The organism is Bartonella sp. TT110JLCBS, from assembly GCF_042193405.1.
GTDB lineage: Bacteria > Pseudomonadota > Alphaproteobacteria > Rhizobiales > Rhizobiaceae > Bartonella.
This window is the reverse complement of sequence record NZ_JBHILT010000224.1, coordinates 1-328: the sequence shown is the minus strand read 5'-3', so window position 1 is coordinate 328 and position 328 is coordinate 1. Positions and strand designations below refer to the sequence as shown.

Below are 328 nucleotides of genomic sequence, written 5' to 3'. Positions count from 1 at the left end.
TGGGTTGCAAGATAACCGGAAAAACAAATAATACCTGCAATGGCAACACCCGTGAGTGTTTCCATAATTGGATTGGTAATAGCTTCGAGTGTTGCAATACTGTTTGTTTGTTTTTCAACATCACAAATGGCTTTGTCCATCCGTTTTTTCATGACTTCTTCTAGTGAAAAGGCCTTGATGATTCGAATACCAACAGCCGTTTCCTGTACGATTTTGATAATTTCACCAAGTGAAAGGAGCTCTTTTTCCATCAAGCTGCGAACGCGTTTTAAAGCCATTCGAACGCCTAAAAAAGCTAGTGGTCCTACGATTAAAGTAATGGAGATTA

The 328-nt window shown here is 39.3% G+C and carries 1 protein-coding gene; it reads right to left on the bottom strand.

All coding sequences use genetic code 11. The annotated features are described in order from the left end of the window. Positions 1-328, bottom strand: a 328-nt coding sequence (locus ACFILW_RS10585; protein WP_375685817.1) for an ABC transporter transmembrane domain-containing protein, incomplete at both ends; no start/stop codon positions are given.